This window comes from Nonomuraea sp. LPB2021202275-12-8 (assembly GCF_037044575.1).
In the GTDB taxonomy this organism is placed as follows: domain Bacteria; phylum Actinomycetota; class Actinomycetes; order Streptosporangiales; family Streptosporangiaceae; genus Nonomuraea.
Genome location: NZ_JBAHWD010000006.1, coordinates 31,978 through 55,336 on the forward strand (window position 1 = coordinate 31,978; position 23,359 = coordinate 55,336).

The following is a 23,359-nucleotide window of genomic DNA, read 5'->3' on the forward strand; positions in this document are numbered from 1 at the left end:
GGTGGAATGCGTTGCTGCTGACACGACCGCGCATACCCCCGGCGGTGATGCCGGTGACGGCGAACGACACGACCAGATCGGCAGGTCCGGAGTCAGTCCGTGATCGGCAAAATCCACTCGGTGAGCTGGATCTTCACGCCGTTGGGATCGGTGAGCTGCATCAGCAGCTCACCCCACGGCTCCCGCCGGAGCGGGATGGTGATGGTGGCGCCTTCACCGCGCAGCCGCTCGTACTCGGCGGCCAGGCCGGTGACCGCGAACACCACGATCGCCTCTGCCAGTCCCTGTCCCGGTTGCCACCGCTCGAGGTCGCGCTCCATCAGGACCAGGTCGACGGCCGCGTCGTCACGGCCCAGCACGATGAACTCCTCGCCGACCAGGACTTCGCGGAAGCCGAGATGACGGGTGAAGAACCGGCTGGAAGCGGCAGGGTCGGCGACGGTCAGGGAAACAGCCGAAGAGACGATGTTCACCTCACAGCACCAGAAAATGACATATCCCCACTCACCTCCCGACGGGCGTGCTTCTTGGATGGATCAAGCATCACGCCGGGCAGTGCCGCGGATCAACGGCGACTATCGCAACGGTCGTTGACCCATGGTTGACGGTCTCAGCCGGGCAGCGGTCCCAGGTCGCGCACCACGCCGGCGAGGGCGCGGATGAGGTCGTTCTCCCCGTCGCTGCGCCAAACCATCCGGTACGGCAGCGCCTCCATGTCCGTGACGGGCAGGTAGACGATGCCGGGGCGCCGGTAGTAGCGGGTCACGTGAAGCGGGAAGAGGGAGACCGTATCCCCCATGGCGGTGTTCATGAGGATGTCCTCGACGTTGTGCACAAGGGTCGTGCGGTCGATCGACCGGCCCTTCGGAGTGAGCTCGGGAACGTAGCGGTCGAACCAGTTGCCAGGCGCCGACTCGGCGGTCACGTGCCGATAGTCGCTGACCGCCTCCAGGGAGGTCGTGGACCACTTGGCGAGGGCGTTGTCGGCAGATACGGCCAGCACCCTCGGCTCGGCGAAGAGCAGAGGGCCCACCGTCAGGTCGGGCTCCTCCAAGGGCGGCCAGGTGACCAGGACGTCGATCTCCCCGTTGCGCAACTGGGCGAACGGATCCGCATAACCCGACATTCGCAGCCGCAGCTCCCACTGTGGGTGGCGGGAGCGAAAGGTCTCCCAGTACCGGCGCAGCTCCTGAACATTGACGGGAAACAGGCTGACGCTGAGCGTGCCGGTCTTGCCCCGGCCCGCCAGCCGGGCCCGCTCCAGGCTCTGCGTCAACCTCTGATGCACCTGGCGCAGGTCGTCGCGGAGCTGCTCACCCACCGGCGTGAGCCGTACATTGCGGCTGTCCCGGGCGAAGAGTTCGACACCGATGGCCCGTTCCTGCTTCTTGAGCGCCTTGCTGACCGCCGCCACGGAGACGTGCAGCCGCTCCGCCGCGCGGCCGAAGTGCAGCTCCTCGGCAAGGGTCAGAAAGATCTCAATATCGCGCAGTTCCACACGATCCCTCTCCGTCGATCCCACCATCGAGACCGTTTATTCAGCGGAAATATCCCCGGTCACCCCAGGTCGAGGCGGTCAACCAGTCCAGCGTTGGTGAAAGCGGCTACCAGTTCGTCACGGCCCTCGGTGAAGTGGGCCCAACTGTCGTAGTGGACGGGAACCACCCGGCGGGCGCCGAGGATCGTTGCGGCCTCGGTAGCCTGGGCGCTGTCGAGGACAATGAGCGCGCCGTCGAAGAGGACGGGCAAGCGGGGAGCCCCGACGAAGAGGATGGCGGTCTCCACCGGGCCGAAGCGTTCGGCGATCTGCTTGACCAGGTCGAGCGAGGCGTTGTCGCCGCTGACGTAGACCGTGGGCAGGCCCTCCCCGGTCAGGACGAATCCGACGACCTGGCCGGTGATCGGTTCGACGTCCTCGCGTGCGCCGGGCCCGTGGACGGCGGGCACGCCCGTGACGGTGATGGTGCCGCCGCCGGGGCGGTCCAGTTCGATCGACTCCCAGTCGGCCAGCCCTTGGGCCCCATTCCCCAGGCGCTGCGCGCCCGCGGGGGTGGTGATGGTGAGCGGGACGTCGGCGAGCAGTGCTCGGCCGGAGTTGTCGAGGTTGTCGGGGTGCTCGTCGTGGGAGAGCAGGACCACGTCGATATGGCCGAGGGCGGCCGGTGCGACGGAGGAGGGCGCCGTCTTGGTCAGCTGGCCGCCCGGTACCTGGTAGTCGCCGGGAGTGTCGAAGGTCGGGTCGGTCAAGAATCGCAGGCCGCCGTATTCGAAAAGAGCGGTCGGGCCGCCGAAAACGCGGACGGGGATCTGCTCAGTGGACGCGCTGGTACTGGCCATCTAGAAACCTCACGGATAGAAAGCGGTTTATCCGTGAAGGACGGTAGCGGTATCTCACGGATGAATGCAAGCCGTACCATGAGAGCTATGAGCGAGCTCCTGACCGCCGAGTCTGTGTTGCCGCCCGCGCCGGGGGCGGAGGCCTACCTCGCCCTCGACTTTGTCAACAGCGCCATCGCGCTGCCTGGAGGGCAGTTCATCGATCTTCTCGGCACCCCTGAGGCGACGAATCAGTGGCTCGCCGAACGCGGCCTCGCTCCGGCCGATGCCGGGCTGCGGGAGATGTGCACAACGCAGCTGCGCTCGCTGCGCGAACACCTCAGGTCATTGTTCGACGCCCGTGTTGCCGGGCTGCCCGCCTTGCCCGCGGCTCTGTCCGCCGTCAATGACGCGCTGAGCGGGGCCCCGACGGCCGCCCTGTTGTACTGGGACGAGAAGAACGGCCCCTACCGCGCGGCACCGTGCCCCACCAACGCGATCCTCGACCGCGTTCTCGCGACCCTTGCGGCCAACACGGCCGACCTCCTCACCGGCCCCGACGCCGACCGCCTCACCTCCTGCGGTTCCACCTCCTGCAACCGCTTCCTGCTACGCCACGGCCGCCGCCACTGGTGCTCCATCCGCTGCGGCGACCGCGCCCGCGCCGCCCGCGCCTACGCCCGGCGCATCCAGTCGAAGGCGGGCTGACGACCCCCTGCATCCTGGGGATTGACACCCTCAAGCTGAAGTCTGGATCCAGCGCTCCATGATGGAGTTCATCCGTGGCAGCCGAATCCCGCTCTTGACGCCGCGAGACCGTGTTCACGGAAGAGGAAGAGGAAGGTCAGTCGACGCCGCTCTGCAAGCTGTCGAGCTCGGCCAGCTGCCATGCGATCTGCTCTGCGCTGATGTCGTCGATCTGAGAGACGTTGAGATCGTTGAGGATCCCCAGTGCCTGGCGCCAATGCTCACGAGCTTTGTCGTACAAGAAGAGATCGCGGAACACCTGTGCGAGGCCGTCATGAGCGCGAGCCTGGTCGCCGGGCTGTCCGAGACTCCTGGCCAGGTCGAGAGCGGCCAGGTGGCGTGAGAGCGCCAGGTCCAGGTGACCGGTGGCCCTGACCGTGTCGGCGAGTCCGTGGAGAGCCTCGAGCTCGCCGTTACGATCTCCGATCAGCTTTGCCACACGCAGGGCGTGCTGGAGATGATCGATCGCCTGCCGATGGAGGCCTTGGGCCAGGTTGGTGTGGCCGAGGCCGTGCAGGGCGTTGAGCTCGCTGGCAGGTTCGCCGATGGCGCGGGCGAGATCGATGGCCTGGTGGAAGTGCTCGGTGGCGAGCTCGTACCGCCGCTGGCGGCGAAAGACATGGGCGATGCTGTTCAACCCGGCGAGTTCACCGGTGCGGTTACCGGCCAGGCGGGCGAGCTGCAGAACCTGCCGGAACCGCTCGGCTGCCGACTCGTACTCGCCCTCCATGTAGTGGATGTTGCCCAGGCCACGCACGGCGGTGAATTCTCCGGTGCGGTCGCCGATGCGCCGTGCGATCTGCAGGGCCTCGCCGTAGCTGTCAGCAGCCGCTCTGTGCCGGCACTGGCGCCGGCGAACATGGCCGAGTCCGATCAGAGCCTTGGCCTGAACCGCACGATGACCGATGTCCCTGGCGATGTGGAGAGCCTCGTTGAAGTGGGAAAGGGCCGGCTCGTAGTGGGTATGGCCGTACTCGGTGTCGCCGAGATCGCGCAGTGCGATGGCCTCGTAGGCGCGGTGACCCAGCGAGCGAGCGGCGTCCAGAGCCTGGGTGTGAAGGGCATGTGCTTCGGCGTAGCGCGCATGGGTGTGGAGATAGTCATGCAAGATCGCCGACAGCCGCATCGTGTGCACCGGCGAGTCGTTCTCCGCGGCATTGCCCGCCACGGCCAGGAGGTTGGCGATCTCGCTGTCCAGCCATTCGGCGGCCTGTTGCGGCTCCTTGAGCGACGAGTCGGAAACAACGGCCACCGCGGCTGCCGCGGCCTCGGTGTAGTGGTCGAACAGCGATTTCAGCGCGATCCGTCGGCTCGCATCGGTCTCAAGGCGTTGTGCGGTGTCCGCGGCATGCGCACGGATCAGGTCGTGGAACCGGAATCGGCCCGGGCTTGGCTCGTGCAGCAGGTGACATCCGGTCAGGTCGTCAAGGAGCCGCTCCACCTCTTGTTTCGAGGCCTGGGTGAGGGCGGCGGCGGCAAGGGTGTCGCAGTCCGGCCCAGGGTGCAGGCCGAGAAGCCGGTAGAGGCGCTGCTGGTCGGTCCCAAGATGGTCATAGGACAGGTCAACGGCGGTGGAGAAGCTGCGGCTGCCGGTGTTGAGCTCCGCCAAGCGATGACGCTCATCGTGCAGTCGCGTGGCGAGGTACCGGGCGGTCCAGCTCGGCCTTGCGCGGAGACGGGCGGCTGCGATCCGGATCGCGAGCGGCATTCGCCCGCACAACTCGACGATCTCCTTGACCACATCGGGCGGGTTGTCTCTACCGGCTATGCGTGTGAACAGGGTTGACGCGTCGAGGGCGGGGAGGATGTCCAGCGACAACTGCTGGCCGCCGTCGATGCCGCTCAGCGTTCTCCGGCTGGTGATGAGCACCAGGCAACCCGGAGCGCCGGGCAGAAGCGGCTGAACCTGCTCCTCGTCGAGAGCATTGTCCAGCACGAGGAGCATGCGCTTGTCGGCGAGCCGGGTGCGGAAGCACGCGGCTCTGGCATCCAGTTCGCGTGGAATCTGTGCGCCTGGTATGCCGAGCGCCCGCAGCACGCGATCGAGCGCGTGATCGGGCTCGACCTGCCGTACGCCACGGGTGAAGCCGTGCAGGTCGATAAAGACCTGACCGTCGGGAAACCGGTCAGCCAGCCGATGACCGGCATGTACGGCCAGCGCGGTCTTGCCGATCCCGGCCATCCCGTCTATCGCGACAATCGCAGCGTGCACCGGCGAGATCAGTTGCTTCAGCTCGGCCAGCCGACCGGTGAAGGTCGGCAGATCGCCGGGCAGTTCCCGTGGAACAGGCAACGCATTCCACCCGGCGGAGGTCATCGAGGTGGGGCCGTCACGGAGCAGGTCCTGGTGGAGTTGCTGCAACTGCTCGGGAGGGTCCAGTCCGAGCTCCTCACGCATCCACTCGCGGGCTCCTCGATAGGTCTCCAACGCCTCCGATGTGCGCCCGGTGCGATGGAGCTCGCGCATCAGCGCCGAGGTCAGGCGTGGCCGGTGTGGATGCTCGCTGGTCAAGGTCATCAGTTCGGCGAGCAGCCCGTCGAGCTTGCCCAGCCGCAGGCACGTCTCGATGCGATCTTCGATCGCGGTCAGCCGTAGTTCTTCCAGACTTCTGCCTATCAGCGAACGAACCGCCTCGGTCGCAGCCCCGGCCAGCGGCGGCCCTCTCCACAAGCTCAACGCCTGGTCGAGCAGCGTCAGCCTGTGCTCGTCGTCGAGGCACTGATACGCGCCGGCGAGCAGGGTGCGAAACCGGTGGACATCGATCCGCGAAGGATCACACCGGAGGAGATATCCCGAGTCTTCAGTGTCCAGGCTGACGCCGTAGTCGCGGGCGTTGGCGCCTGCCAGCACACCGCGCAGCCTGCTGACGCAGGTGTGGATCATGCCTCGGGCGGTGCGCGGGGGGTCGTGCGGCCAGGCCAGCTCTATGAGCCGATCGGTGGAGATCGGCTTGTTGGCCTCCAGCGCGAGCATCGCCAGCACGAACTGCTGCTTTCGAACTCCGAGGCTGATCGGCCGGCCGTCCATCCTGATCTGAACTTGTCCAAGGAGAAGGATCTCCACGCTGATCCCTTTCGGACACCGCGCTTTCCCGCCAATCAGATCAAACCAAAGCACCCGGTGAATGCAAGAAGGAAACCAGGCCGAGGTGAGAAGGAATCAAGAGGCGGGTGTCACCGTGGCAGACATGGTCGACCTGTCTCGCAGGTGTTCGTCCGAGCCAGGCGATCCGAACAGAAAGGAACCCCATGACCGCTCTCGTCGATCGACTCGGTGGTCTCGTCGCACGCGTCCTTCCCGGGGCATTCCCTCAGATCACCGCCAGCGCTGTTTACTGCGTCTGGGAGTACCGATGCACCATGGGTGGGACCTACAAGAGGCGTTGCTGCAACGACGCCGGCACCAGGGTGTGCGGTTCGTGGCAGAAGGTCTGCAGCTGTTGCTGAGAGAGGGCGTCGCGTGACCTCGGTGGCGCTGGCGCTGCGCCTCGTGCTGGCAGTGGTGTGTCTGGTCGCGGCGGTGACGAAACTGTCCGGACGCGGTTCGTTCGCTGCCTTCGTCCGCGAGTTGGCCGCCGTGGGCATCGCGCCTCGTCTGTGCCCGCCGGTCGCCATGGCCATCGTGGTCGCGGAGGTGACTGTCGCCGCTCTGGCGCCTTGGCCCGCTACGGGCCTGGCGGGCGCCGTGATCGCGAGCGGGCTGATGACCGCGCTGACCGTCGGGGTGGCTCGTTCGGTACGGCGGGGCGTTCCGGCACGCTGCCGGTGTTTCGGCTCTGGCGGCGGCCGGCTCACCCGGGTCCACGTCGTGCGCAATACCGGCCTGACGTGTGTTGCGGTGCTGGCTGTGGCCATGACCGCCGCTGTGTCCTGGCAGCCGTTGGATCCGGTCGGCGTGGGGATCGCCGCCACAGCTGCCGGGCTCGCGGCGAGTCTTGTCATCTTCTTCGAGGACGTCGCCGCCTCGGTCCGGCGCTGAGCCGTACGGAAGGAAAGGGCATGATCGGATATCTGTGGGCGGCCGTGACAGTCACAGGGGTTACGGCCGCAGTGGCTTTGGGCCTTGTTCTCCTCCTGGGACGCCGGTTGCGGGAGCTCAGGGACATGCTGGACACCAGCGGGATGCCACTCGGGCCTGACCTGCCTGAGCCGGGCAGGGCGGTGCCCGCGTTCGACGCGACCACGACCTCCGGTGACCGGATCACGCAGGCCGATCTGGACGGACCCGACGTCGTCGTGCTGTTCCTGATGGAGTCCTGCGCGTCCTGCGTCAGCCTGATCACGGGGCTGCGCGAACGACCCGTCCACGAGGGTCCGTTGCCGATCGCCGTGCTCGTGAGCGACGGCCCGGAGCGTGACAGGCTGGTCGGGGAGCTGGAACCCGTGGCACGTGTGATCAATCAGCCGGATGGCGAACGACTGGCCGCCGACTTCGGCGTACACGGCTTTCCCGCGGTCCTGCTTGTCGGTGCCGGGGTGATCCGCAGCGCGTCGCACCGTCTGTCGGCGGTCCCGAGAGAGGTGCCCGCGTGATTTCCGGCCCGACGGGGCTGGTACACCGGGCCGGCGGGGCGATCCGGCTCATCGCCGCCGCCGCGCCAGGCTGCTCGATCCTCCTGCTGGTCCTGGCCCTCGTCGAGGGGCTGCTGCCCGCGATCGCCGCATGGGGCGTCAAGCTTCTCCTCGACGAGGTGGCCCTCGGCGCCGAGGCTTCGACCGAGCGGGTGGTGACGGCAACGACGATGGTCGTGCTGTCCGGCCTGCTGCTCGGTGTGCGCAGCAGCGTCAACGGCTACGTAACCGCCCGCCTCCGCCGCGCTGTCGGTTTGCTGGCCCGCGACCGGCTGCTCCGCAGGGTCAATGCCTACCCGGGGCTCGCGCCGTTCGAGGATCCCGACCGGCTCAACCGGCTCAAGCTGGCCGAGCAGTCCGGCGAACAGATCCCGGAGGAGCTCCCGGGGGCCATCATGTCAACCCTGCGTAGCGTGGTCATGGCGGCTGGGTTCGTGACCGCGCTCATGATCGTCTGGCCGCCGATCGTCGCCCTGCTCCTCGCGGCAGCCGTACCGACGATCTTCCTGCAACTTCTTCAGGGTCGTCGACGAGCACATCTCGACGAACGCGTCACACCACTGCTGCGTCGACTCTGGTTCTTCCAGACACTGCTCACCGATGCGAGGGCGGCAAAGGAGGTGCGGCTGTTCGGTCTCGAATCGCACCTCCACGGCAGGACGCTGGGCGAACTGCGCCGTGCCCATGCGGCCGAGGCCGGCCTGGATCGGCGGGAACTACGTCTGGAACTGGTCCTCGAAGTGATGGGCGCGACTGTTGCCGCAAGCGGTGCCGTAGCCGCTGCCTACCTCGCGATCAATGGACGCATCTCCATCGGCGACGTCTCCATTTTCCTGGCGGCCGTCGGCGGGGTCCACACCGCCATCGGCAGCGCCGCCGACGCGTCCGCCACCGCCTACCGGGGGCTCCTGCTCTTCTCCCACTACCAGGATCTCGTCGACCGGCCCGAGCCCGCGCAGGAACAGCCGGAGGTCACAGCGCCCCCGCTGCGGCGCGGCATCGAACTACGCGACGTGTGGTTCCGCTACGGAAGCGACCAACCGTGGGTGCTGCGCGGGGTCGACCTCGTCATTCCGTACGGCGCCGCCGTCGCGCTCGTGGGTCGCAACGGAGCGGGCAAGAGCACGCTCGTCAAGCTCCTTTGCCGGTTTTACGAGCCCACCGCCGGTGCCGTCTACTGGGACGGTGTGGATCTGCGCAGCATGCCGGCCCATGAGCTGCGTGCCCGCATCGGCGCCGTCTTTCAGGACTTCATGACCTATGACCTGACGGCAGCCGAGAACATCGGGCTCGGCAGGTTGGCCCTCCGCGACGATCGCGCGGCAATCCGGGCAGCCGCCGAGTTGGCGGGCATCGACGGGGCCCTGTCCGCTTTGCCGGGCGGCTACGACACCATGCTGAGCCGGGTATACGAGCCCGACGATCTGGATGGCGCCTCCGGCCTGCTGTCCGGCGGTCAGTGGCAGCGGCTGGCGCTGGCTCGCGCCTTCCTGCGGGCCGACGCCGATCTGATGATCCTCGACGAGCCCAGCGCCGGGCTCGACGCGGAGGCCGAGCACCAGATCCACCAGCGGCTTACGCAGCTGCGATCAGGTCGGACAAGTATCCTGATCTCTCACCGGCTGTGCGCTGCACGCGACGCCGACGCCATCGTCGTGCTGGACCAAGGACAGGTCATCGAGCAGGGCGGTCACGGCGAACTGATGGCCGCGGACGGCACCTATGCACGCTTGTTCCGACTCCAGGCGGCCGCCTATCGCAAACCTGATGAAGTGGCCGTCACGTGATGGCCGTCATGGGCATTCTCGTCGGCGGCCTTCTGCTCATCTCGGCGCTACGGCGCCTGTTCGTGGTGGTCACCGTGGTCGGTGACAGCATGCTGCCCGCCTACCGCTGCGGTGATCGTGTCCTTGTCCGGCGTCGCGGCCTGCGTCACATCCGCTCCCGCGACGTAGTCGTCGTGCGTATGCCGCTGGGCGTACCGAATCACCAGTGGGTCATCAAACGCGCTGCGGCCGTTCCAGGAGATGGCGTACCGGCCACGCTCCGTGCGTCCCTGCCCTCGGGAGAAGGTGCTGTCGTGCCTGCCGGACGGTTGCTCGTTCTCGGTGACAACTCCGAGTGGAGCACGGACTCTCGTCACGTCGGATACCTCCATGGCTTCGACGTGCTGGGGCTGGTTGTACGCCGGCTACCTGCCGCCCCTGCGCCGACCACAAGAGATCCGCACCGAGCCTGACGGCCGTCGCCGTGCAGTGGACAGATCAGAGCGGAGCGGGTCACCTGGGCCCGCCGCCCGCCCCCTGCGCGTGACCTGCGGGAGTCAGCCCCTGACCGAGGCGACCCTGAGGCGGGGGTCGGACCCGATCTCCGCCTCGGTGAACCGCTCGGTCACCCACGCGCCCCGCGAGAACAGCGCCGTCTGGTCGCTGAAGTGCGGCGACGACGGGTTGGCCGACAGCGAGTAGGTCAGGATCGTACGCGTGCGCGGCCCTGCGGGGGTGAGCTCGACCGCCATCATGAAGCTGGAGCCGGTGTTCACGTCCGGATAGGTCCCGTCCGCGCGCAGCGGTCCGCCGGTGCGCACCCGGTCGAAGCAGCCCTCCCCCTCCGTGCAGCCGGGCACGGCGATCTTGCCGTAGTGCTGGGCCTGGCCGGCTGTGCGGGTCAGGGGGATGCGGTGGGTCCGGAAGAAGTCCACCGTGTCGGCCAGCGCCCGCAGCGTGGTGGCGTCGCGCTTGAGCCCGCGCGGCGTGGTGACCGGATGATAAGGGTCGAACGGCGAAGGACAGCATCGCCAACCTTGCCCCATAGGCAGGCGGTGGTCGAGCCGTCCAGGACGGGGCTGTCGACTTCGGGCGACGGCGAGGGCTTGGCGCAGAGGGCGGCCAGGGCGTCGGAGACGTTGGGCACGACCGAGGCGTCGGCGAAGTAGGCGGTGCCGCCCGTGTCGGTCGCCAGGGTGTGCACGAACGCCATGCCCTGGTGGGTGTCCTGGGCCTTGCGCAGCTCGGTCAGGTTCCGCGCCCGGCCCATCGCCAGCCATTCATCGGCCGCGCGCAGGTTGGCGGCGTTGGCGTCGGCCAGCGCGTAGGCGTACTTCTCGCTCCTGCCCGCGGCCAGCACCGGGCCGTAGCGGGAGGTGGGCAGGTCGGGCCGGACGACGGTGCCGTCGCGCAGGACGACCTCGACCTGCTGCCGGCCCATCGGCTCGGCCTTGCCGTCGACCAGGTACGACTGGGGATCGCCCGGGACGAGCTGGAGCCGGTATAGAGGGACGGAGCAGGTCGCGAGCGTCCCCACGGTCAGCCGCCGACGCTGACGTCCGCCTCCTCGATGTCGAGCGCCTCACATTGCCGAAGACCAAGAGCGACGGGTTCCGTTCCTCTGGTGGCTGGCCACATCAAGCGGGCGGCGCGGCGCCCCTGACCGGGTTGCCGCGCCGCCGCACAGATGCAGTCCTACGATCGCCACTGCATGGCTGAACGCCATACGTGCTTGGGAGCGGCTCTGCCGCTGTCGATCGCGGCGATGCCGCCGGTGTCGCTGGTTGGTTCGAGTTGGGTCGTGGACTCCTCGGACAGGTAGCGGCGCTCGCGTGACTGCCGCTCGTCGTGCATGTCGGCCACTGGGTCAGCGGTGTCGCCGGTACCGCAGGTATACGATCCCGTTGCTGGAGGCGGTGCTGGAGACCAGGTCGAGCTGGTGGGACTTGGGGACACCGTCGAACAGCCGGGTGCCCTCGCCCGCGACGTAGGGGAACATGCTCAGCTGGAGTTCGTCGATCAGGTCGAGCCGCATGAGCGACCGCCAGAGGCCGACGCCGCCCCAGACCACGATGTGGCCGTCGCCGCCCAGCCTGAGCTTGTCGATCTCTTCTGTGGTGTCACCGGCGGCGATGGTGGTGTTGGCCCAGTCGGCCGTCTTCAGGGTCCGGGAGAAGACGACCTTGCGCCCGGCGTTCAGGATGTCGGCGAACGGGTGGTCGGTGGACGTCGTCATGGCCCCGGCGATGCTCTCGTAGGCGGTGCGGCCCATGAGGTGCGCGTACGCGCTCTGGAGGAAGTCGAGGTGCGCCGCGTCGTCGGGCTCACGGTTTTCGGGCAGGTCGAAGCAGAACTTCCAAAAGTCGGTGCCCTCGTCGGCGAGGAGGCCGTCGAGGGAGTAGTTGAACACTGTCGCCATCAGCTTCCGCATGATCAGAACTCCGTGGTCGGGTCGTCTGGGGACCGTGCTTGCTAGGGGAACGTGCGTGTCCCGGGCCGCAGCGCTCGCGTGGCCGCGGCGTCTGTGGCCTGTCGCTGATGCTTTAGACGACCCTGACGCCCGGAAGTCATCGGTGCGCTCTTGGCGAAGGGCCCGCAAACAGCGCTGTGGCGCCCGTCGGCCGAGATCGCGAGCGGGTCAGCGGGGAAGCTCAGCCTCGGGGCACCCGCCCACCGTCCACGGACCGCGACACCCTCACGTGCGGGAATTCCGGCGTGCTCGGTGAGATGTGCAGGCGGCCGGCGATCTGCCGGTTCAAGCCTCGGCGACCAGATCGAGTAGGTCCCTCAGATGCCCGGTTTCTTCGCGGTCGAGCTGGCCATGAGCACCTTCTCGACCTCGTCCGCCGCCGCTGGGGCCCCGCCCGCTGCGGCCAGTTCGTCCCGCATCCAGTTCAACCGCTCGTGTACGCGCCGGTCGGCGGCCACCTCCTCCACCGCCTCCCACAGCGCTGAGCCGGTGAGCTCGCTGGTCGGCAGCGCCAGGCCCAGGCCCAACTCGGCGATGCGGTCGGCGTTGGCGCGCTGCTCGGCCATCTGTGGCACCGCCACCATCGGCACCCCGAAGTGCAGGCTCTCCATCGTGCTCCCCATCCCGGCGTGGGTGACGAATGCACGTGCGTGGCGCAGCACGGCCAGCTGTGGCGCGCTGCTGTGCACCTCCACGTTGGGCGGGATCGGGCCGAGGTCGCCTGGGTCCACTCCGCCGACGGCCAGCACGACGTGCCACGGCCGGCCCTCGGCCCCGCGCAGCACCGTACGGTAGAAGTCGGGCCGGTCGTTGTATCCGGTGCCCAAGGAGACCAGCGCCACCGGCAGGTTGCCGCCGGGCGGCTCCCATTCGCCCTGGTAAGCCCGTTCGGTCAGGCCCGGCCCCACGAACGAGTAGCCGTCGCCGAACGTCTCGCCCGCGTACTGGAATGCCCGCGGCAGCAGCACCAGCCTGACCGCGGCCCGGTCGCCCCGCATGAACGCCTGCATGTCGCCGAGCCCCTCCTTGCGCAGGAGGCGGCCGACCCGCACGGCCATGCGCAGGAAGCCGAAACTCAGGGGATTGAAGGTCGTGTACTGCCGTTGCATCGACCAATGCTCGTTGCTGACCAGGTTCGGCCAGGTCTCGACGGAGGGGACCTGCCAGCGGGCGGCCAGGATCCGCCCCCACCAGCACAGCGGGCCGTCGTGCACGACGAGGTCAGGGCGTTCGCCACCGCCGAGCTGGGCCAGCGCCGACCTGGTCTCGTCCAGCAGCAGGCCCATGGCCCTGATCAGCTCTTTGCCGTGCATCTGCGGCACCGCGTCCTGGTCGAGCGCGTCCCAGGTCGAGGTCCAGGGGATGATCTCGGCGCCGGTCTCCGCAACGCGCTCGGCGTTCGCCTCGGTGGTGGCGTACGTGACGCGGTGGCCGCGCTGGACGAGCTCGGCGGCCAGGCCCAGCGTGGGGTTGACGTGGCCCGCTCCGATGGGAGCGAAGAACGCTAAGGTTGCCATACTGCTGTATTATAATACTCCGGTATGAAAAAGGAGGCATATGCCGAAAAAGGTCGACCACGACGAGCGGCGTCGGTGCATCGCGGAGGCGGTGCTGCGGATCGCAGGCCGCGACGGGCTCGACGGCGCCAGGCTGCGTGACGTCGCCGTCGAGGCGGGCATGTCGCTCGGCTCCGTGCAGCACTACTTCGCGAGCAAGGACGAGATGCTCCGCTACGTGGTGCACTACCTGGGCGAGCACGTCACCGAGCGGATCATGGCGGGGGTGCGCGCGCCCGCGTCGGCGTCGGCGTCGGCGTCGCCGGTGCTGTCGTTCCTGTTGTCGATGGCCTCCGAGATGCTGCCGCTGGACGCTCGCCGCCGGGCCGAGCTCCGGGCGGGGCAGGCGTTCACCGCTCGGGCCGTTGGCGCGCCCGAGCTGATGGAGTACCTGGGAGAGGGCGACCGGTGGCTGCGCGAGCGGGTCGCCGAACTGATCGCCCAGGGGCAGCGGGACGGCGAGTTGCGCGCCGGACTGGACCCCCGGCTGGAGTCCGTCGTGCTGCTCGCCATGCTCGACGGGCTCGGGTCCGAACTTCTCGTTGGCCTGCGCGACCCCGAGGGCGCACTCGCTGCCGTCCGCTACCACCTGGACCGGCTGACCGCACGACCAGCGGCGATGACCACGTCACAACACTCTTCTCATCCGTAGGCTCCGGGTTCGAGCCCTCAGGCCGCCTACCGTCGGCTCCGAAGCCTTCGCCCCGATGGGAGACCCCGACCAGATACTCGCCCTGTACACCGTGGAACGCCTCAGACGGCTTCGCTTGTCCGCAAGGCCTGCTGAGGACGGACGTTGTGGTTGCGGGCGAACAGGTTGCCGGGGTCGTACTGACGCTTGACCGCCGCGAGACGCTCGTAGGTCTGTGTTGGATAGATCGCGGCGACATCCTCCTCGGCGGCAGAGGCGAGGAAGTTGGCGTAGGCGCCGCTGACGTGAGGTGCGAGTCTCGTCCAGATCGATTCCAGCGCAGGACGCGCGGCCTCGACGACCGGCTGCGGACCCACGATGGTGGTCACGAACATCAACTCCGCCTGGCGATGCGCGTAGGCGGTGGCATCGTCGGGGACTCGGGACACCGCACCGCCGACGCTGCGAACGGCGATGAGCGGCGACCCTTTCGCTGCCCCGACCTCAGCAAGGATTCGAAGGACCTCGGGCACCGACTCCTTGTCGACGAATGCGCTTCGGGTGACCAGGTGGATGCCCTGCGGAGGGGTGGCGCCGTCCACAAGCGTGTCCGCATAGGGCTTCAGCGCGACATCGTCGTCGATCACCGTGCCGAGCCGGCGGATCGGGTCGATGGCCTTCGCGGCGAGCTCGGGTTCATCGCCGTCGAAGGCGACGCGGATCTCGACCGGCGCTTCGGGCCCGCCCGCGAAGGGACTGGCGAACTCCGCGACAGAGGTGAGCTCTTCGGGGGCGGTGCGGAGGTAGTCCGCCCATCCCTGGAGCACGGTGGCCGCCTCCGACGCCGGGAAGGCGATCCTGCCGTGGAAGACGTCCGTCGTCGGATGTGCCGCGAACTCGAAGGCGGTCACGATCCCGAAATTGCCACCGCCACCGCGAATCGCCCAGAGCAGCTCGGGGTTCTCCTCCGCGCTCGCCCGCACGACCTCTCCGCCGGCCGTGACCACCTCCGCGGTGACCACGTTGTCCAACGCGAGGCCGTACTTCCTGACCTTCCAGCCGATACCACCGGTCAACGTCAGCCCACCGACCCCGACGCCCATGGTGTCACCCGCGGAGATCGCCAGGCCGTGCGGGGCCAGGGCGGCGCCGACCCGGCCCCAGGTTGCGCCGCCACCGATCCGTACGAGGTGACGGTCCTTGTCGATGATCTCGACGTTCGCGAGCTTGCCGAGGTCGATCACGACGCCGCCGTCGTTGGTGCCGAAGCCCGCAAAGCTGTGGCCGCCGCCTCGCACGGACAGCGGAAGCCCTGCGCCGGCGGCGAATCTGACACCTGCTCGTACGTCCCCGACGCTCTCGGGCCGCAGAACGCAGGCCGGACTGCCTGAAGCCAATACCGAGCGACTGGCCGATGTGTACTCCGCTGCGCCCGACTCGATGACGTCACCGCCGAAGTCACGGCGAAGGGTTTCAAGCGCTGAGCTCATGACGTTCCTTCCATGCAAAAGAATCTTCGTTGTCGGCGCGCCTGGCCTGCCGGTCAGTTGGCCATGCCGGCGAACATGCCGGGCTCGTATGAACCCCCCGGGTTGCGCACGATCACGTTGAGCCGGTTGTTCGCGTTGATCATGGCGATGAGGGAGACCAGCGCGACGATCTGGTCGTCGTCGAAGTGCTTGCGCGCCTGGGCCCAGGTCTGCTCGGACACGCCGTGGTGGGCGTCGGCGAGTCGGGTACCTTCCTCGGTGAGCGCCAGCGCGGCCTGCTCGGCCTCGGTGAACACGGTGGACTCGCGCCAGGCGGCGACCATGTGGAGCCGGACCGCGCTTTCCCCGGCGGCCGTGGCGTCCTTGGTGTGGTAGTCGACGCAGAAGCCGCAGCCGTTGATCTGGCTGGCCCGCAGCATCACCAGGTCCTGGGTGGCCTGGGGTAGCGGCGACTGCTGGATCGCCAGGGCGACGTTGTAGATCCGCTTGGCGATCTTGGCGCCCAGCTCGTTGGCCATCAGGTCGATGCGGGCTTCCATGATGTGGTCCTGACTCGTGGGGTTGCGTGCCGCGTGAATGGTTGGCGCGGCGTCCTGACGAGCAAGAGATCCCGGCGACCCGATCCTTGTGACAGCACGGTGGTGTGACGTGCGTCACCGATCGCGGGTGTCACAAAACGGTGGGATCCGGGATCTTACGCATGGCACGGTCGAGCACGAACAGGCAGGAACCAGCAATGAGCGAACGAAGCGAGCAACCGACGGACACAGCCGGGCCCCTGGGTGGTGACAACCACAACCGCATGGACTCTGCTACCGAAACGTTCCTCACCCACCGCAACCTGTTGTTCACGGTCGCCTACGAGATGCTCGGCTCAGCCGTCGACGCCGAGGACGTGCTGCAGGAGACCTGGTTGCTGTGGGCGGGCGTCGACCTCGGCACGGTGCGGGATCAGCGTGCCTACCTGGTCCGGATCACCACCCGCCAGGCGCTGAAGCGGCTGCGCACGCTCGGCCGGCGCAAGGAGTCCTATGTCGGCCCCTGGTTGCCCGAGCCGTTGCTGACCGCCCCGGACGTGGCCGAGGACGTCGAGCTGGCCGACAGCGTCTCGATGGCGATGCTGCTGGTGCTGGAGACGCTCACCCCGACCGAGCGGGCGGTGTTCGTGCTGCGCGAGGTGTTCGATCTGGCCTACGACGAGATCGCCGAAGCCGTCGACAAGAGCCCGGCCGCGGTCCGCCAGATCGCCCATCGGGCACGGGCACACGTTACCGCGCGCCGGCCCCGCGGGGTCGTTTCTGCGGCCGAGGCCCGCGGCGCGCTCAAGGCGTTCCAGAGTGCGGTCGAAACGGGTGATCTGCAACGCCTGCTCGACATCCTCGCGCCGGACGTCGTCCTCCTGACAGACGGCGGCGGACTCAAGCAGGCCGCGCTGGCGCCCGTCGTGGGCGCCCTCCAGGTGGTCGACGTACTGGGCAGGACCGCACTCGCGGCGTCGCTGAAGCTGACACAGGTCAACGGCAATCCGGCACTGATCGTCCGGATCAACGGCGACGTCGACACCGTCATGATGATGCGCATCGACGACGGCCTCATCACCGGCCTCTACGCCGTGCGCAATCCTGAGAAGCTGGCGCATATGGAGCGGGAGATCACCGTGAGCCGCTGAGCCCGGAGCCGGTCCGACGTCGTCATGTGCGTCGCGGTGGCGTCAAAGGCTCCGGCGAGTCAATGCCGGTAGATCCGCCGGGCGGCCGCCACGACGGCCGTGCCGAGCGCGATCCCGCCGGCCAGGGCAGGCACCCAGTCGCCCAGCCGCACGTACGGTGTCTCCTCGACTGACAGCGGTACGTCCACCACGAACGCGCCGCGGTACTCGGGCGGGAACCAGGCCAGCCGCCTGCCGCGCGCGTCGAAGGCCGCCGAGGTGCCGTCCAGCTCGACCAGGACCGCCGATCGGCCCGACTCGACCGCCCGCAGCGCCTCGAAGCTCGCCTGCTGCGCGTGCGCCCAGCTCCCGTGGAACGTCGTGAGCGACCCCTGCGTGATCGTCACGTCCACGCCCCTGCGGGCCAGGCCGCGCCGCAGATCGGGAAAGGTCGACTCGTACGAGATCAGCGGCCCCACCCGGCGGCCGGCGACCTCGAACACGACCAGCCCGGCACCGGTGATCCGGTCCTTCTCGGCCGCCTCGGTGTGCCCCGCGATCCAGCCGAGCACCGGCCGCAGCGGGATGTACTCGCCGAACGGGGCCAGTCGCTGCTTGACGTACGTGTTCACGACCCCGTCCGGCGTGTACTGGTAGGCCGACTTGGCGATCCGGCCGGAGGAATCCGCGGCGTCCACGTTCACCAGCAGGTCGGCGCCCGCCTCGGCGGCTGCCCGGCGCAGCAGGAGGTCCACGTCCGGGCGCCGGGCGGGGTCGAGGGCGACGCTGCTCTGGCCCCAGACCACTACGTCGGCGTCACGGCCGGCGAGTTCGCCTGTCAGCCGGAGGTGCGCGGCCACACGCCGCTCCGGGCCGGTCACGGGGCCCGGCTGCACGCCCGCCACGCGCATGACCCCCGTCACGACGGGCTCGGGCCGTACCAGCCCGGAGCACGCGGCCAGCGCGACCAGCGCGACGGCGGCTCCGCCGCCGGCCAGCCGGGCCCGCCGGCCCGCATCCGGCAGTACAGCGATCGCGAGTCCGGCGTTGACCGCGACCAGGGTGAAGCTGAGCAGCCATACCCCGCCGAGCGCGGCCAGCCCCAGCACCGGCCGCACCTGCCACTGGCTCGACCCGAGCAGTCCCCACGCCCCGCCGAGGTGCTGCCACGAACGCAGCGCCTCGACGACCACCCACACCGAGGGCAGCACCAGCAGCGCCACCCCCGCCCTGACGGGGGAAACGCGCCGCAGCAGGCCGAACGCGACCAGCCCGAACGGCACCCACACCAGCCCGATGACCAGCACCGCCAGCGGCCAGAACACGCCCAGGAACGGCAACACCCAGTGCTGCATCGTCCCGAAGAAGCCCGCTGACGCCCACCAGCTCCGCCACCCCGCCTCACGGAACGTCCCCGCCGCGGCTACCAGGAGCAAGAAGGGCACGAGGCCGAACCACGCCCACCACCAGGCGTTCACGGCGGGGAAGGCAAGGGCCAGGCACGCGCCGGCCACGGCGGCCAGCAGGCGCGGGCCCCAGCGGCGCACCACGCCGGCGCGCTCGGCCGTGACGGTGACGGACGCGGTCTGCACACCGCCCCGCTACCCAACCCGGCCCCCGTCACCGCCTCCAGACGGTGAGCGACCAGGAACCCCAGGAACCGCGCAGGCCGATGGCGCTGCTGGCATGCGCAGCTCACCGAAAGCCCAGGTCAGCCTTCATGTCCTCCGACCGGGGCGTGAGTGCAGAATCCGGCCTCGATGACGCCGGTAAGCGTGGCGATGGGATGACCCTGGTCGATCCAGTCGGCGTTGATGTGCACAGTGATCAGGCGCTTGCCGTCGCGGGAGCCCATGGTGTAGACGTAGCTGCCGTTGATCATTCCGGCGGCGCCGTAGAGGGTGACTCCGCACGGCAGGTTCTGCTCGAACATGCCGGCGCCGTAGCGGGTGTCGGGGATCCACTGCTCGCTCGCGGTGGACACGGTGGTCAGCAGTTCTTCCTGCTGGGCGGGTGCCAGCAAGCTGCCGCCGAGCAGCGACTGGAAGTAGCGGTTGAGATCACTGACGGTGGAGACGATGCCGCCCGCGGCCCAGGCGAAGGACGGGTTGATCTCGGTTACGTCGTGGATCTCGGCCGCCGGGTCGCCGTCCATGGTGTTCTTGGAGTAGTGGCGCACGTGCTGCCCGCGGAGCTCGGTTTCGTCGTTGCCCGGCACGTAGGTCCCGGTCAGGCCGAGTGGCTGAATGATCCGCCAAGTCACCTGATCGGCGTAGCTGGCACCGGTCGCCTTCTCGATGATCATTCCGAGGAGCATGTAGTTGGCGTTGGAGTACTTGAACGCCTCGCCTGGCTGGTGGTACGGCGCGTACTTCATGGCGATGCCCACCAGCTGCTCCGGACGCCACCGATCGAAGCGGTGCTCCAGGAAGCCGGGGTTGAAGAAGCCCTCCAGCATTTCGGGGTCCAGGGCGTAGTTGTAGATGCCGCTGGTCTGGTTGAGCAGGTGGCGAATGGTGACCTTGCTGCCGTCGTGGCCGTTGCCTTGGACCAGGCTGGGCAGCCACTGCTCGACGGTGTCATCGAGGCTCAGCTTGTACTCGGCCGCGAGCTGCAGGACCACCGTGGCGGTGAACGACTTGGTGGTGCTGCCGATGCGGAATTGGTCCGCCTGGTGACGCTTTCGATCGGTCCCGGTGTCGGCCACTCCCGCGCTGCCGAACCATACGTCCTTGCCGTTGCGGATCTCGACGGCGATGCCGGGCACGCCACCGTCGGTGACGGCCTGGTCGAGCGTGTGCTGGATGTTGACGTTGGTGGTCATGTCTGTGCCCCTCTTTGCCGCGTACGTCGTGCCTTGTTGCGCACACTGTACGCTATGAGAACAGTGTGCGCAATTGCGCTCAGTAGTTGCCACGTACGGAGGTCCGGGCATGCGGGGCTGGGGGCCGGTCCCGGACGGCGCGGGACTACGAACCGGGCCCGAGCTCTGGCGTGTCCCCCGAACCGGGGCGACTCCGATGACACGTCGGAAGACCATTCAGATCTACGGCGGTCATCGGCGTCCGCTCACCTATCGGGGTCGAGCACGTACACGAGCGACGCCCGGGCCGCCGTGGAGGAAGTGCCTGCGGCGACGGCCAGGAGCGCGGCTCGCCAGGCCGCGGCGAGCATGTCCGCGGCGGGCGCCTTGTGCTTTGTCAGCAACGGTCGCAGTGCGGTGGCGACCGGGTCGCCGCGCTCTACCGGCGGCTGCTCGCCAAGGATCCGGCTCACGGTGAACCGGACGGCGGCGTCGAACGCCACCAGAAGCGCGGCGCGCACCGCAGGGCGGCCTCGGTTCCCCGCCGCCGCGGCGGCCCCCTCCATTCGTTCGACGATCCGCTTCTCCATGTCCTCGCGGACAGTCAGGTACAGGCCGAGCTTCGAGCCGAAGTGGTGATACAGCGCGCCAGTGGTGACGCTCGCCTTGCCGGCCAGATCGACGACGTTGACGGCCTCGTAACCGGTGAGCTCGAACTGGTGGATGGCCGCCTCGATGAGCCGGGCCTTGGCCGAGCCCGGGACCGGGACCCATTCGCGCATGCGGCTAGCATAACTGGTTGACGTCCGGACGTAACTCATTTACGGTCGCCACATGAAACTGACGTTCCTGTACCAGCCGGTGAAGGACCTCAGAGAGTCGGTCGCCTTCTACCGCGACACGCTCGGATTCGACGAGTCCTGGCGGGAGGGTGAGTCGACCGTCGCGTTCAAGATCCCGGGTTCGGAGGTCGAGCTGATGCTCGATGTGCCACCGAGCGCCGGGCCGCGATGGGGAGCCGGCGGTTTCTACGCCGTCAACAGCGTGGACGTCTTCCGGCAGTCGCATCCGGAGCTCGACTGGCAGGGCGAGATCGAGATGCCGGGCGGCAAGGGTGCGACCTTCCTGGACCCGAACGGCAACCCTGTTCACCTGTTCGACCAGAGCACCGCCGGACCCGAATAGCGTCGCCTACCGCCGACTTCGCCGAGTCCGGCGCCCACGCGTCCAGTCACGCCGCGCATGCCGCACCCGTCGGCGCGGTCGCAGAGCGGGCGCGATCTTCAGCTGGCTGCCGGGAATCGGTGGCGGCACGTCGGACAGTGCCGGGATGCACCTACTCGCCTGGCCGTGGATCGGCACGCCCGGCCAGGGCGGCGAGCCGTACGGCACCGAGCACGCCCGGATCCTGAACGTCGAGACCGGCGAGCCCCAGGGCCGCCGTCACTGGTGGTTGGGTACGGCAGGAGAGCCGGCGCCCCGTCCCGAAACATCGGCTTGGGTGCGAAGCGAACGGTTCGCGGTTCGGGAGCGCGCCTCGGCCATCAGATGGGCCGCGATCAGCGACGTCCATGCCCAGCTCAGGGCCAGCCCCGCCAGCATCAGCCGGAAGTCGAGACCATCACCTGATCGCTCGTAGGGATCCAGCCGTGCGATGTCTTCAGATGGAGTCGACACGTTCGTACAAGTCCTGCCTGGATCCTCTGGGCATCCTTGGGACGCACGGAGGTTCCGTTCCAGGAAGAGGCGGGGGACGTAGTCCTGCGTCGCCGGGCGGGGTCAGCCGTCCACGCACTTTCGCAACATTCCGAGGAAAGGGTCGCGATGCTCAATCTGTCGATCATTCTGGAAGACAGCGCCCGCACTGCTCCAGACCGCACCGCCCTGGTCTTCGGCGACCTGCGCCTGCCGTACTCCATGGTGGACTCCGTCGCGAACCAGGTGGCCAACCTTCTGGTGGCCCGCGGGATCGGCAAGGGCGACAAGGTCGCGCTGCTCTGCCCGAACCTGCCCTACTTCCCCTTCGTCTACTTCGGCATCCTCAAGGCCGGGGCGACCGTGGTTCCGCTCAACGTGCTGCTGCAGCCGCGCGAGATCATCTACCACCTGACCGACAGCGACGCCAAGGCGCTCTTCTGCTTCGAGGGCGCCCCCGAGCTGCCCATGGGCGCGCGCGGACGGGAGGCCTTCGACGCCGTCGAGGGCTGTGAGCACTTCTTCGTCCTGCCCGCCACGCCGCTGGCCACCGAGTCGGCGCACGGCGAGTCGTTCTGGGCGGCGCTGGGCGGCATGTCCGGGGAGTTCGAGACGGTGCAGACCGCGCCGGACGACACCGCGGCCATCCTCTACACCTCCGGCACCACCGGTCAGCCCAAGGGCGCCGAGCTGACCCACATGAACATACTGACCAACATCATGGTCAGCGACGAGATGTTCCCCGCCGACCCCGACGGCGACGTCTCGCTCACCGTGCTGCCGCTCTTCCACTCCTTCGGCCAGATCGCGGTCATGAACGTCAGCCTGCGCCGCCGCGCCACCCTCGTGCTCCAACCGCGCTTCGAGCCCGGTGAGGCGCTGGAGCTCATGCGCAAGGAGAAGGTGACCATGTTCGCCGGGGTGCCGACGATGTTCTGGGCGCTGCTGTCGAAGATCCACACCGACGGGGCCGAGGCGCCCTCGACGCTGCGGGTGGCGGTGGCGGGCGGGGCCTCCTGCCCGGTCGAGGTGCTCAAGGACTTCGAGGCCACCTTCGGCATCCCGATCCTGGAGGGCTACGGCCTGTCAGAGACCTCCCCGGTGGCCAGCTTCAACCAGCTCGGGCGGCCCACCAAGCCCGGCACCGTCGGCTTTCCCATCTGGGGCGTGCAGATGCGGCTGGTCGACGACGAATGGAACACCATCGAGGGCGAGGGCCCCGGCGAGATCGCCATCCGCGGGCACAACGTCATGAAGGGCTACCACGGGCGGCCCGAGGCCACCGAGGAGGTCCTGCGGGACGGCTGGTTCCGCACGGGCGACATCGCCACCCGCGACGAGGACGGCTACTACGCCATCATCGACCGCACGAAAGACATGATCATCCGAGGCGGCTTCAACGTCTACCCGCGCGAGGTGGAGGAGGTGCTGATGATGCACCCGGCGGTCTCGCTGGTGGCGGTGGTCGGCGTGCCCCACGACTCGCACGGCGAGGAGGTCAAGGCCTACGTCATCCCGTCGCCCGGCGCGACGGCGAGCGAGGACGAGCTCGTCGCCTGGTGCAGGGAGAACATGGCGGCCTACAAGTACCCGCGGACGATCGAGTTCCGCGAGAACCTGCCGATGACGGCGACGGGCAAGATTCTCAAGCGCGAGCTGCGCTAG

General features: G+C 68.5%; 22 protein-coding genes and 1 pseudogene. 9 read left to right on the top strand and 14 right to left on the bottom strand.

Features of this window, described 5'->3' with window-relative positions:
* Nucleotides 1-92: 92 nt before the first annotated feature.
* The 3 genes from V5E28_RS13375 to V5E28_RS13385 form a co-directional block, all read right to left on the bottom strand.
* Nucleotides 93-473, bottom strand: a complete 381-nt coding sequence (locus V5E28_RS13375) for a VOC family protein (protein ID WP_336207155.1) — start codon at nt 471-473, stop codon at nt 93-95.
* A gap of 137 nt (nt 474-610) precedes the next feature.
* A complete protein-coding gene (locus tag V5E28_RS13380; RefSeq protein WP_336207156.1) occupies nt 611-1,498 on the bottom strand; it encodes a LysR family transcriptional regulator in 888 nt (295 codons plus the stop codon).
* A gap of 59 nt (nt 1,499-1,557) precedes the next feature.
* Nucleotides 1,558-2,337 carry an MBL fold metallo-hydrolase gene (locus V5E28_RS13385; RefSeq protein WP_336207157.1) on the bottom strand — a complete coding sequence of 260 codons (780 nt, stop codon included), beginning with the start codon at nt 2,335-2,337 and terminating at the stop codon, nt 1,558-1,560.
* 87 nt (nt 2,338-2,424) lie between these two features.
* Here V5E28_RS13385 and V5E28_RS13390 point away from each other — a divergent pair, with 87 nt between their 5' ends.
* A complete protein-coding gene (locus V5E28_RS13390; RefSeq protein WP_336207158.1) occupies nt 2,425-3,024 on the top strand; it encodes a CGNR zinc finger domain-containing protein in 600 nt (199 codons plus the stop codon).
* Nucleotides 3,025-3,160: 136 nt separating this feature from the next.
* On the opposite strand, the gene V5E28_RS13395 is transcribed toward V5E28_RS13390, so the two are convergent.
* Nucleotides 3,161-6,127 carry an AfsR/SARP family transcriptional regulator gene (locus V5E28_RS13395; RefSeq protein ID WP_336207159.1) on the bottom strand — a complete coding sequence of 989 codons (2,967 nt, stop codon included), beginning with the start codon at nt 6,125-6,127 and terminating at the stop codon, nt 3,161-3,163.
* 396 nt (nt 6,128-6,523) lie between these two features.
* On the opposite strand from V5E28_RS13395, the gene V5E28_RS13400 reads away from it, so the two are divergent.
* The 4 genes from V5E28_RS13400 to V5E28_RS13415 all read left to right on the top strand — a co-directional run bounded on the left by V5E28_RS13400 (nt 6,524) and on the right by V5E28_RS13415 (nt 9,874).
* Entirely contained in the window at nt 6,524-7,042 is a 519-nt protein-coding gene (locus V5E28_RS13400; protein ID WP_336207160.1) for a MauE/DoxX family redox-associated membrane protein, read from the top strand.
* Nucleotides 7,043-7,167: 125 nt separating this feature from the next.
* Nucleotides 7,168-7,596 (top strand): hypothetical protein, encoded by a 429-nt coding sequence (locus tag V5E28_RS13405; RefSeq protein ID WP_336207161.1) that lies wholly within the window; start codon nt 7,168-7,170, stop codon nt 7,594-7,596.
* Nucleotides 7,593-9,422: an ABC transporter ATP-binding protein gene (locus V5E28_RS13410; RefSeq protein WP_336207162.1), complete on the top strand. Its 1,830-nt coding sequence runs from the start codon at nt 7,593-7,595 to the stop codon at nt 9,420-9,422. Before V5E28_RS13405 ends, V5E28_RS13410 begins: the two co-directional genes overlap by 4 nt.
* 8 nt (nt 9,423-9,430) lie before the next feature.
* Complete coding sequence (locus V5E28_RS13415) at nt 9,431-9,874, top strand: S26 family signal peptidase (RefSeq protein ID WP_336207163.1); 444 nt, start codon at nt 9,431-9,433, stop codon at nt 9,872-9,874.
* A gap of 84 nt (nt 9,875-9,958) precedes the next feature.
* Here the strand turns inward: V5E28_RS13415 and V5E28_RS13420 are convergent, their stop codons facing one another.
* The 5 genes and pseudogenes from V5E28_RS13420 to V5E28_RS13440 form a co-directional block, all read right to left on the bottom strand.
* Nucleotides 9,959-10,447 (bottom strand): penicillin acylase family protein, encoded by a 489-nt coding sequence (locus V5E28_RS13420; protein ID WP_336207164.1) that lies wholly within the window; start codon nt 10,445-10,447, stop codon nt 9,959-9,961.
* Between the two features lie 53 nt (nt 10,448-10,500).
* A pseudogene (locus tag V5E28_RS13425) lies at nt 10,501-10,938 on the bottom strand (penicillin acylase family protein); the annotation flags it as partial.
* A 158-nt stretch (nt 10,939-11,096) separates the two neighbouring features.
* On the bottom strand, nt 11,097-11,264 hold the full coding sequence (locus V5E28_RS13430; RefSeq protein ID WP_336207165.1) for a hypothetical protein: 168 nt from the start codon (nt 11,262-11,264) through the stop codon (nt 11,097-11,099).
* Nucleotides 11,265-11,268: 4 nt separating this feature from the next.
* Nucleotides 11,269-11,832 carry a dihydrofolate reductase family protein gene (locus V5E28_RS13435; protein ID WP_336207166.1) on the bottom strand — a complete coding sequence of 188 codons (564 nt, stop codon included), beginning with the start codon at nt 11,830-11,832 and terminating at the stop codon, nt 11,269-11,271.
* Between the two features lie 356 nt (nt 11,833-12,188).
* On the bottom strand, nt 12,189-13,388 hold the full coding sequence (locus V5E28_RS13440) for a macrolide family glycosyltransferase (protein WP_336207167.1): 1,200 nt from the start codon (nt 13,386-13,388) through the stop codon (nt 12,189-12,191).
* Between the two features lie 40 nt (nt 13,389-13,428).
* On the opposite strand from V5E28_RS13440, the gene V5E28_RS13445 reads away from it, so the two are divergent.
* Nucleotides 13,429-14,079, top strand: a complete 651-nt coding sequence (locus V5E28_RS13445; RefSeq protein WP_336207168.1) for a TetR/AcrR family transcriptional regulator — start codon at nt 13,429-13,431, stop codon at nt 14,077-14,079.
* Between the two features lie 101 nt (nt 14,080-14,180).
* Here V5E28_RS13445 and V5E28_RS13450 read toward each other — a convergent pair whose 3' ends face one another.
* Together V5E28_RS13450 and V5E28_RS13455 are read right to left on the bottom strand one after the other, a co-directional pair.
* Entirely contained in the window at nt 14,181-15,548 is a 1,368-nt protein-coding gene (locus V5E28_RS13450) for an FAD-binding oxidoreductase (protein ID WP_336207169.1), read from the bottom strand.
* A 53-nt stretch (nt 15,549-15,601) separates the two neighbouring features.
* A complete protein-coding gene (locus V5E28_RS13455) occupies nt 15,602-16,087 on the bottom strand; it encodes a carboxymuconolactone decarboxylase family protein (RefSeq protein ID WP_336207170.1) in 486 nt (161 codons plus the stop codon).
* Between the two features lie 263 nt (nt 16,088-16,350).
* On the opposite strand from V5E28_RS13455, the gene V5E28_RS13460 reads away from it, so the two are divergent.
* Complete coding sequence (locus V5E28_RS13460; RefSeq protein ID WP_336207171.1) at nt 16,351-17,217, top strand: RNA polymerase sigma-70 factor; 867 nt, start codon at nt 16,351-16,353, stop codon at nt 17,215-17,217.
* Between the two features lie 59 nt (nt 17,218-17,276).
* Here the strand turns inward: V5E28_RS13460 and lnt are convergent, their stop codons facing one another.
* The 3 genes from lnt to V5E28_RS13475 form a co-directional block, all read right to left on the bottom strand.
* A complete protein-coding gene (gene lnt, locus V5E28_RS13465; RefSeq protein ID WP_336207172.1) occupies nt 17,277-18,788 on the bottom strand; it encodes an apolipoprotein N-acyltransferase in 1,512 nt (503 codons plus the stop codon).
* 119 nt (nt 18,789-18,907) lie between these two features.
* Nucleotides 18,908-20,020, bottom strand: a complete 1,113-nt coding sequence (locus tag V5E28_RS13470) for a serine hydrolase domain-containing protein (RefSeq protein WP_336207173.1) — start codon at nt 20,018-20,020, stop codon at nt 18,908-18,910.
* A gap of 245 nt (nt 20,021-20,265) precedes the next feature.
* Nucleotides 20,266-20,781: a TetR/AcrR family transcriptional regulator gene (locus V5E28_RS13475; RefSeq protein WP_336207174.1), complete on the bottom strand. Its 516-nt coding sequence runs from the start codon at nt 20,779-20,781 to the stop codon at nt 20,266-20,268.
* A gap of 52 nt (nt 20,782-20,833) precedes the next feature.
* Between V5E28_RS13475 and V5E28_RS13480 the strand changes: the two genes are divergently transcribed.
* On the top strand, nt 20,834-21,184 hold the full coding sequence (locus tag V5E28_RS13480) for a VOC family protein (RefSeq protein ID WP_336207175.1): 351 nt from the start codon (nt 20,834-20,836) through the stop codon (nt 21,182-21,184).
* A gap of 639 nt (nt 21,185-21,823) precedes the next feature.
* On the top strand, nt 21,824-23,359 hold the full coding sequence (locus V5E28_RS13485; protein WP_336207176.1) for a long-chain-fatty-acid--CoA ligase: 1,536 nt from the start codon (nt 21,824-21,826) through the stop codon (nt 23,357-23,359).